Raw genomic sequence first — 12,675 nt, forward strand, 5'->3', positions numbered from 1 at the left:
CGCCGAAGTCTTTGGCGAACAACTACACTCGGTACAACAACCCGGTGTTGCATCGACCGATTGAACGCGCCCAGCGAACCGGGGTCAGGGCTGTTCACCGTGCGGCGTAGCCGCTTCCGATCAGGTGACGGCGCAGCCGGCAGTCTCACTGCCGCACTGACGAACAGCCAGCAAGGCGGCTCGACGCAACCACACCGGCCGCAACCCCGCAGTCGGGGATCTCAATGCGGGAATGCAAACTGACATGCGGAGCGCGGCGAGGCTGCCGTGCGCTGGTGTAGCGACTCAGCTGGCGGCCGCTGCTGTCCCAGCATGAACACGATGACCACGTGCAGCAATTCAAGGTCGTCGGCCGCGTACCGCGGCAGCTTTGGCGTGCTGGGGAGCGTGATATGTCTTGCGTCGTCACGGCGCAGTCGATGATCGCGGGGCACTTGTCCTTGGCTTCATCGACAGGCGGTGTTGTCGTGCGACCATTGGTCGTGGCTGCACTCGTCTAGCCATGCTCTTAGCGGACCCTGGATACGATCTCAGCCGAACTGGATACGACGAGTTTGCCCTAGTCCCAGACACTTTGACGCGGTCAGACATCGCCTTCCCCGGCAACGATCAACTCGTCCAGACATGCCTGGCATCCTGTCCAGCAGGAACCCTTCGTGCCATCAACTCGGTACTCACCCGGAATGGGAAGGCACGGCACTCGCAATCTCTTGGCGCTTCTCCAGGTCTATGGGCCGATGCGGCGTCAGTCTGTCCGCGTGAAGTTGGTGAAGAAGTCATCGATTGTTGATACGTCGGCATACTGTCGGAAATGAGCGACGTCGACCTTGACGAAGACACCGCTAGAGGTGAAATACGTTTGAGCATCTAGCGATCCAGCGGCCGCAATGTGCAATAGACGATCCGACTCGTGGTCAATCCAGGCAGTGAGGCGCATGGGAGTGTGGAGAGGGACCGGCCGGCGATATTCGACGGTCAGGGTGCGGGTCACCGCGGGGGTCCGCGCGATCCACAGGGTGAAACCCATGATGTCGTCGCAGGCGGCCGAGATCGCGCCACCGTGTGCCAACCCTGGCGCGCCGACGTGTTTCTCGTCGAAGGTGTGATCGGCGTACACCCGCTCGCCGCTCCGGTGGACCTCAAGTTGAAGTCCGTGGGGGTTTTCGCTTCCGCAGCCCATGCACTGGGACGAGTGCGCCGGCAGTCTTGCTTCTGAGGTCATCTTCTGATCGTTGTCCTTACTGAGCCGCCACCTACTCAAACAGGGTGCGGGGGTCGATGAGGTGTGGGAGCTGGTCCCGACACGGTCTTTCTATAAATACTATGGGTAATACTGGCAGTACCTGGTACTGTCCATCACGCGCACCGGCATTGAGTGGCGCAAACCACGTGTACGAGGGAAGGAGAGGTCCATCACCACTAGGACCGACGCCAACCGTTTCCTGGACGGCGCCGCCACTTTCGGTAGCACCCTCGGCTTGGCTGGCCAGGCCCTGCGGTGGGTAGCGGTAGACATTGCTACGGGACGGTTTCCGTTTCGCGAAGCCGTATCGCAGACCTGGTTCGTTATTGTCGTGACGACTCTGCCCGCGATTCTGGTAGCTGTGCCATTCGGTGTCATCGTGTCGGTACAGGTGGGAAGCCTCACTCAGCAAGTTGGGGCCACGTCAATTGCTGGCGCGGCTGGGGGCCTCGGGATCATTCAACAGGGAGCGCCGATCGTTACCGCCCTTCTACTCGGGGGCGCGGCCGGATCAGCGATTGCCTCTGATTTGGGCGCTCGAACGATTCGCGAAGAAATTGCCGCCATGGAGACACTCGGACTCAACCCCACCAGGCGCGTCGTAGCACCTCGGTTCGTATCTGTGTTGATCACCGCGCCGATGCTCTGCATGCTGATCGTCTTCACCGGGCTGCTGGCGGGCTACGCAATCAGCGTCGATGTCCAAGGCATCACACCCGGCAGCTATGTCGCGTCGTTCGCGTCGTTCGCATCGGTAACCGACATCGTTGTCGCTCTATGCAAATCACTTGTGTTCGGACTTGTCGTGGTGACGATTGCCTGTCACCGCGGGCTGTCGACGAAGGGCGGCCCTAAAGGCGTCGCAACCTCGGTGAATGCCACCGTAGTACTGGGTGTCGTCGCGTGCTTCGTGATCAATGTCTTTATCACGCAACTAACAACCATGTTCGTCCCCCAAACCATTGGATGAGAAACGCCTCGTGACCACCGTTCCCTCCCGGAGGTTCTCCGCCGCCACCCGTCCGGTCGGTGCCGTGATCGCGCCCGTTGCACAAGTACCTGAACGCTTGGGGCACGTCGCGACCTTTGTGATCGCCGCGGTCCTCGGCATCCGCCATGTCATCGCCACCTACCGACGCCAAACCCTGCTCTACATACAAGAATTCGCCTGGGGTAGAGGTGCAGTCTTGGTCGGTGGTGGAACGGCCATCGTCCTCGCCATCCTCGGCATCGCCGTCGGCGCCTCAATCGGTATCCAGGGTTACGCCTCGCTGGACCTCGTAGGGATGGGTTCACTGACTGGATTCATCTCTTCCTACGCCAACACCCGAGAGCTTGCACCAATGATCGCTGCGATCGGGTTCGCAGCGCAAGCCGGCTGCCGGTTGACAGCTGAGATAGGCTCGATGCGCATTTCCGAGGAGATCGACGCTCTCGAGGCTATGGCGGTACGTCCCATTCCCTTCGTCGTCAGCACTCGCGTAGTGGCGTCGATCACGACCGTGATTCCTTTGTACATCATCGCGCTTATTCTCGGATTCGCGGCCGCTAAACTCGTCGTCACACAGGTACACGGCCAATCCGGCGGCACTTATGATTTCTATTTCGACCAGTTCCTCAAACCTCAGGACCTTATCTTCTCGCTCATCAAAGTTCTTGTATTTGTCGTTTCCGTAGTGATTATCCATAGCTATCAGGGCTACTTCGCCACAGGCGGAGCTGAGGGGGTAGGCCGGGCGTCCGGCCGAGCGATCCGCACGAGCCTCATCGTCATCGTCGTGGAGGACATGATTCTGACACTTCTGATGTGGGGACTCGATTCCGGCGTACGGATTTCTGGGTAGGGGGGTTCAGTGGCTGTCTTTCATGATCCGTCCGGGCGCGAACCATCGCACGGGAACCTAGTCCTTCGGGGGGTCGCCCTCTTAATCCTCGGCGCGATAGCTGCCTACTTACTGATAAGTGACGCTAACGGTGACTTCAGCGATCACACGTCGTTGACCATCAACACCGACGCGATAGGCGACGGATTGAAGGGGGGATCGGAGGTGAAGTACCTTGGGTTCACCGTGGGCGAGGTCTCGAGCATCTCGGTTCGAGACCGTGGCGCGACGGTCAGAATCAACTTCACCGGTTCCGGCAACGATCTAGATCTCCGGCAGGGCATGACGGTGAATTACACCTCGGCAAACGCACTGGGACCGACGGCACTGGAGATCGTGGATCCTGGACACGGACCGCCCATCGGTTCCGGCGGGAGTGTCTACGTAAGCAGGTTGCAGTCTGAACAGACCTCGGTGTCAACACTTGTTAGGAAGATCTCCACGCTGGTCGAGGCACTGGACCAGCCCTCATTTGAAGCGGTGGTGAGGTTCATCGTCGAGGATTCGCAGGCAATGGCTGATAGCGGAAAACTCGTATTCCAGATCGCGAAGCTCACGCGGGATGTCCAGAAACGGCCGGTCGGGGAGGACCTAGAAATTGCAGCCAATCTGTCCACCGGAGTCGCCGACTTCATGACGCCGTTCGTCCCTGGCGTCTTGAAGAACGTCGATATCGCTGACTTTTTCGCCACTCAACAAAACATCGATCGCACGAAAAGCAATCTCGGCGACACGGGAAAGGTTCTGTTCGGTGCACTCGGCGGACTGCTCGACAAGAATTACCCGGCCCTGAGTTCGCTGTTAGACGTCGGCCTTGACCTAGCGCGGCCCGTCGCCAGATCCGCCTCGGGGCTCGTTCGCACGGTGTACACGATCCCGCAGATCCTCGATGGCATCGACAAAGCCTTGCCGAAATTCGGCGACCGAGTCCAGCTCCAGCTAGCACTGGTGGTCCAGACCTCACCTGCTCTACAAAGCGCATTGAGAATGGGGGGGCCCACGGGATGACTCTGAGGTCTCTGACACCCACAATCATTAAGATCACCGCGTTCACCGCTGTCATCGGCGTCCTTACATATGTCATCATCGCGATTCTGCAGCCGACCAACGAAGGATCCTCCAGTTCGCAGCGTTCCGCGGTTTTTGCCGACGCTTCCGGACTCAAGCCCCGCGACGGGGTACGACTCGCTGGAGTGAAGGTGGGATATGTAACGGCTGTCGACCTGAAGGGATCAACAGCGATCGTCCGTTTCCAACTGGACGACGGCGTCTCGATTACCCCCGCGACGACTGCCGCCGTCCGTTACCAAAACCTGCTGGGGCAGCGGTATGTGGAGCTCATCAATGCCGGACAAGGCGCCGACCAGGAGTCGATCACACAGGTGGCACTCAACAAGACCGTCCCGTCGTTCGACGTATCGACACTATTCAACAGTTTCAAACCAGTATTCGATACATTGAATACGGCCGAGATCAATGAGCTTCAGTCGAACCTGCTACGGGTCGCCCAGGGGGACGGTCGAGGTATCGCACCAGTCATGAAGCAAGTCGCGAACATCACCGAGTACGGGAACCAGCGTTCAGAGATCATCACCAACATTGTGACGAGCCTGGGACAGGTGTCTGATCAGTTGATGGGGCGCTCCGCCGAACTGGTCGAGTTGATAGACAAATTGGGGTCAATCGTCGATGCGTTCAGCCGCGTGAGCGATCGCCTGAGGGCCTCGCTGCGGGAGGTCAACCGTTCGATGGCGAAGACTGTGCTCTCCGGTGAGCAGATCGAGTCGACCTACGACACCAGCTTCGCGGCCATTTATCAGAGATTGGTGCGGGAGCCAGGGGATACAGAAAGCTTACTGAACGGTGCCGTTCTCCTGAAGCCACTCCTGGACGCCCTGGAAGCTACATCCAAAGCGACACCTTCGTCCTCGGCGGCAGGGTGCGCCCGAGGAGTGCTCGACCTACCGAGAACAGCGCAGATCGCCCTGATGGGTCAACGACTGGTGGTGTGCCAGTGACCCGCTTCTTCGATAAGCGTCCGCATCACCGCCCGCAGCGTCGGCGCGACCTCATCCTGGCGGGAGTCGTTACGATGGTCACGGTGGCCGGCCTCGTCGTGGCGGGTGCTGTGTACATCTCACCGCCCGGACAAACTATCTACAGTGCCAAGTTAGTCAATACCGGCGGATTGGAAGCCGGCGACCAGGTACGTATCGCCGGGATCAGGAAAGGCAAGGTCGCGTCAGTCGACCTGACCGGAACGTTCATCACCGTGCGATTCCGGCTGGATGACTCGATTGCCGTTCGGTCGGACGCGACGGCGAACGTCCGTCTCATCACCCCTATCGGTGGACGTGTATTGGACCTCGACCCAGGTTCAGGCCCGTCGGCCCTCGACGGTGCAATCCCACTGGAGCAGACAAGCAGCACCTACGACATTTCCAGCACGCTTGAGACAACCACACCGGTGTTCCGTGACGTGCGTGGTGTTGATCTACGGCGCACAGCGGCGCTGCTACAGAATGCTTTCTCCGACGGAAACACCAATATCCCTGATGCCCTGCAAAACGCGAGCAGCCTGATGGACCTACTGCAACGTCAGTACGCACAACTCGACAAGACGATGACGTTGTCCGATGAGTACGTCGCCGCCCTCGCAAACCGCAAGCAGGTACTCGTGGACTTCCTCCGCCAGCTCAGCTTCCTTGCCCGCACCCTTGGACCAGACATCGCCAACGTCCAGAACGGATTCGATTATCTGCGCCGTCTTTTCAAGCTACTGACCCGACCGCTTGTCGCGTACCGCGACGGAATAGAACCATCGGTACAACAGTTCAAGACCCTTCTGAACAAGGTGTCGGCCCAGATGCCCGCCTACGCAAACGCGCTGACCCAGGTCGATCAGATCACCAGACGACTGAGCATTCTTCTCGACGCTCCAGAGGTCGGTCCAGCGAGTCCTGAACCGACTGTCCGCATCTGCATCCCGAGTGGTGATCAAAAATGCTGACAGAGCGGATGCGTCAGCATCTGATCCCGATCGCCACCATCGTCACACTGGCAGTAGTGATCGCGGCCGTAGGAATCAACTATGCGACAGCCGACGACGACACGCGGCCACTATGTGCGGAGTTTTCCGACGCATCAGGTCTGTACGAAGGCAACTCCGTCGCGATGCTCGGCAAGAAGGTGGGCAGGGTCGTAGGCATTCACGAGGAGGGCCAGAGGGGCGTGCGTGTCGACATGCGGATCGACAAGACCGTGCCGCTTCCCGCGGATGTGGGGGCCACCCTGGTGTCCACCTCGATTGTCACCGAAAGGCAAATCGAGTTCACCCAGCCCTATCGCGGCGGAGAGCATTACGAGTCGGCCAAGTGCATACCACTGAACAAAACCAGGACTCCACTGGGGATTAGTCAAACGCTCGACGCGATCAGCACTCTTTCTGATGAACTCGTCAAGGACGGCGGACGTAACACCGATGCGATTCTCCAGGCGCTCACGCTCGTCTCCAAGAACATGGAGGGAACCCAGGGCGATATCTCTGGCATTCTCAAGGACTCGGCCACGCTGATCAACGATCCGACCCGGCGTGATGGTCAGATACGCAGAATTGTAGCCAACCTCGCGACCTTAACCGGTGTTGCCACCGAGAACAGTGCTGAGGTGACCCAACTGTTCGACAACTTCGTCGGCGCAATCGAGGTGATTGTTGCTTTCGGTCAAACATTCGGCGCCGCAACAGAGTACGCAGGTACCTTCGTCCCCATCCTGTCGCGATTGGCGTCCGACTTCGGTCCACCGATCTTCGCAATTGGTGATGCTGCGGTTCCACTCCTCGCGCAAGTAGGCAAGCAAGAGAACATCCTGGCGACCGTCGCCGCTCGAACGGCTGACCTCATCGTCAAGCATCCGGATGCGAAGTCGATCCTGCGGGCATTCGCCGTGTCTGTCCCACTGCAGACCCTAAGAACGGCGTGTGCCTCTCCCCCCGTCAACGGCGTCTGCAGGACGGGTAACGAAGTGGCGACGATCGCTAACTTGATCGGAGGGCAATCTCAATGATGACCTACGGCTACCTTCGCCGTGTCACGGCCGCGATCGTGACGCTGTTCGCAGCGACCATCGCCCTCGCCGCCTGCAGCATCAACGCCGACAATCCGCCGACCATCGGCGGATCATCCGCCCGAGACGGTTACTACATCGAGATCGAGTTCACGAGTGCTCTGAACTTGCCTGCCCGTGCCAAAGTCCTCTCTCGAGGGATTGACGTCGGTGCCGTCACCAGCGTCACGTACGACGGAGGCCACGCGCTGGTTGCCGCCCGAATTGATAAAGACGCCCAACTGCCGGAAGATTCGCGCGCGGAACTCCGCCAAGACACTCTCCTGGGCGAGATTTATGTGGCCATCCTTCCCCCCGCACAGCAGTCCACCCAAGCCTTGCTGCACGCGGGATCGGTAATACCTCTCTCACGCACCGAACCGGCTGCCAACGTCGAGGACGTGATGCGGGGTATGGCTAATGTACTGGGCGGGGGTGAACTCGATAAAATCCATACCGCGATATCGACACTGAACTCGACCTTTCCGAGTGACCCCGCCCAATTCGATACGCTTTACCGCACGACGTTGCGCACCGTGTCTGAGGTGTCCGCCAACGCCGACAAACTCGACGTAGTCCTGCAGTCGGCCGATCGCACGCTGAAAGTGATCCTGGCCGACCCGTCAGGTACTGACCGAATGCTGACCAAGGGGGGAGTGAACTTCTATGGTCTGGGCTACTCGCTAATTGACGTCGCGCTACTTATCGCCAACCTGCGCGACTTCGCAGTATCTGCCGGCCGTATCGTCGACCCTGAGTATTCCCGCATCAAGGAAACGGTAGGAGCGATCGCGCCGGTAATCGCGTCCATCGCGTACTCGGACATCTACTCCAAGGATGTTTTTGACAAGGCGACGCGTGTAATACGCGAGAAGCTCATCCCATTCGTCAGCTCGCCAGATATCAACGTTTCCGACGTGTCTATCGACGGCCAAGATCTAGCGCGACGTGATGCCGGGTCGTTCATTAACGTATTGCGAGCGATCGGAATGATGCCATGATCCGCAGCACCGTCGTATCCCTGGTTGCCCTTGTCGTCGTCTTCCTCGTCGGAGCAACATACCTGACCATCGACGTGGCACGGGTAAACCCGTTCCGCTCCGACTACACGATCTCGGCCATACTCGAGAGCTCGGGCGGCCTGCTCGACACATCGCCGGTGATGCTAGAGGGGGTGCCGGTGGGCAAGGTGACATCTATTCGCGTCACAGATAATCAGCTCGCCGTCGACATGTCCATCGACTCCGGCTATAAGATTCCTCGCGGCAGTGTCATGACGATCCAGAACCTCTCGGTCGCGGGAGAGCAATACATCAACTTCATCCCACCGGGTACCACCACCAGTGAGTACTTGCGTAGTGGGGACCTAGTGTCCGCCAGTGCCATCCACGTGTCCCAATCCGTTCCCCAGGTGCTCCCGAAATTGTCGGCAGTGGCCGATGCGCTCGATCCAGCATCGATTGAGTCCATCAACGAAACGATCTCGGCTGCAGTCGACGGCCGGCAAAAGGACCTCGACACGATCGGAGACATGATGCACCGCCTCGTGGACTTCGTCGGTGACGACGGTGCGGTCCGTACCACTGCGGACAATGCCGAGTTCCTCCTGGGCCTTATGTCGAACGTGGGCGGTGTGCTCAGTACCGCGTCGGTCCGGACCCCGGATGCCGTCGACGGTTTGGCGAGAATCCAACGTGCGTTCATCGTTTTCACCTCTACGTCCTACGACAAATGGCCGCCGATCCTGAAGCTAGTGGAAAAGCTCAGCGGTTACATCCAGATACTTCAGCCCGACATTGTCGCCATCACCCGCGCGGTCAAACCGGCGACGGCGAAAGTCGCAGACACATATATCGACTTCGGATCGATCGGTGATCTTCTGGCTCGAACATTCCCCGCGTCCCATCGGGGGAAGGCGCAGATCCCGATCGCCGTCACACCATCACCTCGCTGACGCCCGATGTCTACCCCCCCTACCCCAGCATTTACAGAAGGCAGCAAATGACGGCACACGACAACGGATCAGAATCCGAGGACAGCGGCACCGAAAATGAGCTGACTGCGGCTTCCGTTAAGGCAGATCGCGGCGACGCCACTAGTGCTGCAGAATCTGCGACGTCACAGGACGTTTCCGCCTCGGACGAGGCAAGCCCCCCGACGTCCGTCGCCGAGCAGCGCTGGGGATCAGCACGCCTCCAGGTGGTGGCCGTCGGTGCTCTCGTGGTAGTACTCGCGGTGCTGGCCGGGCTCTTTGCTTACCTCTACATTGACATGCGGCAAGCAAAGACGTCCGTGGAGGACGCTGCCACACAACGAGCGCAGGCAGCGCAGGCAGCATCGGACTACACCACAAAGTCGCTCACGTACAGCTACCAAAACACCGACGCATTCTTTACCGAAGTGAAAGAGAATGCCAGCGATGCGTTGGTCAAGCGATACGACGATGTCGAACCCACCTTGACCCAAATCATGGAACAGGCCAAGGTCCAAGCGTCGGGACGCGTACTGGCGACCAGCGTCACCGGCAGCGCCAGCGAGAACCGGGGGGAATACACGGTGCTGGTCTTCGCCACCCAGAAGACCCAGAATGTTCAGAACCCTCAGCCGAGCGAACTCCCCACACTGTTGAAAGTCGTCGTGCTGAAGACCGATAACGGCTGGCAGATCCAGGATTACGGACCTGCTGAATGATCCAGCGTCCGCCGCGAAAGGAGAGTTAGATGAAAAGCACCATGCAGGAGGTGCCGATGACAGTGTCATCGATACTGCGCCACGTCGCAACCAATCACACTGTTAGGCAGGTGATTACCTATTCCGTGAACGGCTCTGCCCGGTATGCGACCTACGGCGATCTTGAAGAGCGATGCGCACGTCTGGCGAATGCTCTGCGTCGGGTCGGCGTGGTCGGCGACGACCGCGTGGCAACGATGCTGTGGAACAACCAGGAGCACCTCGAAGCGTACGCTGCGGTACCCGCGATGGGCGCGGTGCTGCATACGCTGAACATCCGGTTGTCACCGGCTCAGCTGCAGTTCATCGCGAACCACGCCGAAGACAAGGTCATTATCGTGGACGGGTCGCTGGTTCCGTTGTTGGCGGCGGTCCTACCGGGCTTGGCGACGGTTCGGGTTGTGTTCGTTACCGGCGACGGCGACACCTCCCCGCTCGACGGGCACGGCGTGACCGTGATGCGATATCATGACGCGCTCGCAGCGGAATCCCCAGTGTTCTCTTGGGTCGATCCCGACGAGCGGTCGGCTGCGGGTATGTGTTATACGAGCGGCACTACAGGCGATCCCAAGGGGGTCGTCTACAGTCATCGCTCGGTGTTTCTGCACTCCATGGCAGCGTGTACCGGTAACGCTCTGGCGATCGCAGAAGCCGATCGTGTACTTCCCGTCGTGCCGATGTTTCATGCCAGCGCCTGGGGTCTGCCCTACGCGTCGCTGATGGCCGGCGCGGACTTGCTGATGCCTGATCGATACCTTCAAGCAGCGCCGCTCGCTGACATGATCCAACAACATCGCCCCACGAAGGCAGGAGCAGTACCGACAATCTGGAACGATCTTCTTCAGTACGGTATCGCGAATCCGGGTGTCGACTTGTCATCGATCGACCTTGTCGCCTGTGGTGGAGCTCCCGTCCCGCAGTCGTTGATCGAGGGGTTTGCGGACCGCTTCGGCGTACAGATTATTCAGGCGTGGGGTATGACTGAGACGTCCCCGCTTGCAGCGGTAGGTCGGCCTCCCGCCGGGATCAGCCCCACAAAGGAAATGTCTTACCGCAAGCGACAGGGACGGGCAATTTGCGGGGTGGAGATGCGCCTCATCGACGAGGGCGGCCTGCCTGTTCCCCGTGACGACAAGTCCGTCGGTGAACTCGAAGTGCGGGGTCCGTGGGTCACAGGCAGCTACTACCGACTCGAGGACACCGAGAGGTTTCGGGATGGCTGGTTGCGGACCGGCGACGTGGGACACATCAGTCCGGACGGGTATCTGACGCTGACCGACCGGTCCAAGGACGTCATCAAGTCCGGGGGCGAATGGATCTCGTCAGTGGAGCTCGAGAACTGGATCATGTCGCACCCGGATGTCGCCGAGGCCGCGGTTGTCGCGATGCCCGACCCCCGATGGCAGGAGACAGCTCTCGCTGTTGTGGTTCCGGCACCGGGTCGCGAAGTGTCGGCTGACACGCTCCACGAGTGGTGCCTAAGAAATTGCCCGGAGGAGATCCCGCACTGGTGGATCCCGAAGAACTGGACGTTCGTGGAGCAGATACCACGGACGAGCGTGGGCAAGTTCGACAAGAAGGTGTTGCGCGCGAAGCATGAGCAGGGCGAGCTGTCGGTTGTATCGAACTAGCGCCGCACGGGGTCGGCTTCGCGTCCGCACTGGCCGAGATAGGACACCGCCGAGGTAAGGCACAGATGTGCCCACCGAACGTCCTCAGCGTTCGGTGGGCACGTATTTGTTGGAGCGATGCGTCTGCCCGATGGCCCCGGTGGGACAGACAGCACCGTCACTGGGAATTGCGCGGCCATTCATCTCTCACTCATCGTTCGTTGGGCGCCGTTTTATCGAGCGTCGTAGAGTTTGCGAGGTGGACATCGCAGCCAGCGCTCCACATTCGCAGTCATCAGCACACAACATCGAAGGGGGCACCATCATGGCCGAGGCTATCGTGGGCGCAATCATTACCGACATCGTCGGCGAACTGGTCACCGGATCGATCGAGTCCGGATCAGACGAAGCTACCGCTTGAGCGCTTCACAGAAGAACACACCGCCCCGTGGCTTCTGCCGCGGGGCGGTCTTTTGGTGCGCGGGGGCTCGAGTCGTAGAGTTTGCGAGGTGGACATCGCAGCCAGCGCTCCACATTCGCAGTCATCAGCACACAACATCGAAGGGGGCACCATCATGGCCGAGGCTATCGTGGGCGCAATCATTACCGACATCGTCGGCGAACTGGTCACCGGATCGATCGAGTCCGGATCAGACGAAGCTACCGCTTGAGCGCTTCACAGAAGAACACACCGCCCCGTGGCTTCTGCCGCGGGGCGGTCTTTTGGTGCGCGGGGGCTCGAAACGTATGTCGCAACACGTACTCGACGAGGCCACACCGATGAGCCATGTCCGCACACTCACCGTCCGACTCACCTCCTAAACCAACCCCACACCCACAGCCGAAGCGCATGACTTGTCCTGGACGAAGTAGCGGTCGGCGTCACGACTGGGCGCCATCGCCCCCGCCGGCACCAGTGACGGCGCTCATTGAAACTGCCCAGTCCTGCTAACTGAAACTGCTCACTTGTGTGGCACCGCCAACAGGGCGGGCCTTCCTCGATGCTGATGGTCTCTGACCACACATCAGCCTTCGAGGGAGACCCGCTCGTTCATGCTCACACAAGGAGAATCCGTGGAAGCACATGCCCTGCGAAAGCAGGGAT

Annotated in this window: 13 protein-coding genes; 12 read left to right on the forward strand and 1 reads right to left on the reverse strand. The window is 59.8% G+C overall.

Translation table 11 applies throughout. The annotated features are described in order from the left end of the window. Positions 1-745: 745 nt before the first annotated feature. Complete coding sequence (locus tag BPODLACK_RS22615) at positions 746-1,222, reverse strand: PaaI family thioesterase (RefSeq protein WP_006437578.1); 477 nt, start codon at positions 1,220-1,222, stop codon at positions 746-748. A 256-nt stretch (positions 1,223-1,478) separates the two neighbouring features. On the opposite strand from BPODLACK_RS22615, the gene BPODLACK_RS22620 reads away from it, so the two are divergent. The 12 genes from BPODLACK_RS22620 (at position 1,479) to BPODLACK_RS23345 (ending at position 12,241) form a co-directional block, all read left to right on the forward strand. Further along, the gene (locus BPODLACK_RS22620) at positions 1,479-2,213 is read left to right on the forward strand and encodes an MlaE family ABC transporter permease (protein WP_005194985.1); all 735 of its coding nucleotides are present in this window, start codon (positions 1,479-1,481) and stop codon (positions 2,211-2,213) included. A 10-nt stretch (positions 2,214-2,223) separates the two neighbouring features. Next, positions 2,224-3,087, forward strand: a complete 864-nt coding sequence (locus tag BPODLACK_RS22625) for an ABC transporter permease (protein ID WP_006437579.1) — start codon at positions 2,224-2,226, stop codon at positions 3,085-3,087. Between the two features lie 9 nt (positions 3,088-3,096). Then, positions 3,097-4,134, forward strand: coding sequence for an MlaD family protein (locus tag BPODLACK_RS22630; protein WP_006437580.1), 1,038 nt, complete (start codon positions 3,097-3,099; stop codon positions 4,132-4,134). Beyond that, on the forward strand, positions 4,131-5,144 hold the full coding sequence (locus BPODLACK_RS22635; RefSeq protein ID WP_006437581.1) for an MlaD family protein: 1,014 nt from the start codon (positions 4,131-4,133) through the stop codon (positions 5,142-5,144). The genes BPODLACK_RS22630 and BPODLACK_RS22635 overlap by 4 nt, the downstream gene beginning before the upstream one ends. Continuing rightward, positions 5,141-6,136 (forward strand): MlaD family protein, encoded by a 996-nt coding sequence (locus BPODLACK_RS22640; RefSeq protein ID WP_005195123.1) that lies wholly within the window; start codon positions 5,141-5,143, stop codon positions 6,134-6,136. The genes BPODLACK_RS22635 and BPODLACK_RS22640 overlap by 4 nt, the downstream gene beginning before the upstream one ends. Next, the gene (locus tag BPODLACK_RS22645; protein WP_024499609.1) at positions 6,130-7,191 is read left to right on the forward strand and encodes an MlaD family protein; all 1,062 of its coding nucleotides are present in this window, start codon (positions 6,130-6,132) and stop codon (positions 7,189-7,191) included. Before BPODLACK_RS22640 ends, BPODLACK_RS22645 begins: the two co-directional genes overlap by 7 nt. Next, a complete protein-coding gene (locus tag BPODLACK_RS22650) occupies positions 7,188-8,231 on the forward strand; it encodes an MlaD family protein (protein WP_159406286.1) in 1,044 nt (347 codons plus the stop codon). Before BPODLACK_RS22645 ends, BPODLACK_RS22650 begins: the two co-directional genes overlap by 4 nt. Next, positions 8,228-9,184: an MlaD family protein gene (locus BPODLACK_RS22655; protein WP_159406287.1), complete on the forward strand. Its 957-nt coding sequence runs from the start codon at positions 8,228-8,230 to the stop codon at positions 9,182-9,184. The genes BPODLACK_RS22650 and BPODLACK_RS22655 overlap by 4 nt, the downstream gene beginning before the upstream one ends. 47 nt (positions 9,185-9,231) lie before the next feature. After that, positions 9,232-9,921 carry a hypothetical protein gene (locus BPODLACK_RS22660; RefSeq protein ID WP_159406288.1) on the forward strand — a complete coding sequence of 230 codons (690 nt, stop codon included), beginning with the start codon at positions 9,232-9,234 and terminating at the stop codon, positions 9,919-9,921. A 29-nt stretch (positions 9,922-9,950) separates the two neighbouring features. Continuing rightward, entirely contained in the window at positions 9,951-11,591 is a 1,641-nt protein-coding gene (locus tag BPODLACK_RS22665; protein WP_006437587.1) for a long-chain fatty acid--CoA ligase, read from the forward strand. 238 nt (positions 11,592-11,829) lie between these two features. Beyond that, on the forward strand, positions 11,830-11,991 hold the full coding sequence (locus BPODLACK_RS23340; protein ID WP_191834749.1) for a hypothetical protein: 162 nt from the start codon (positions 11,830-11,832) through the stop codon (positions 11,989-11,991). Between the two features lie 88 nt (positions 11,992-12,079). Next, entirely contained in the window at positions 12,080-12,241 is a 162-nt protein-coding gene (locus tag BPODLACK_RS23345) for a hypothetical protein (RefSeq protein ID WP_191834749.1), read from the forward strand. Positions 12,242-12,675: the final 434 nt, after the last annotated feature.

This window comes from Gordonia sp. YY1 (assembly GCF_009872315.1).
Classification (GTDB): domain Bacteria; phylum Actinomycetota; class Actinomycetes; order Mycobacteriales; family Mycobacteriaceae; genus Gordonia; species Gordonia amicalis.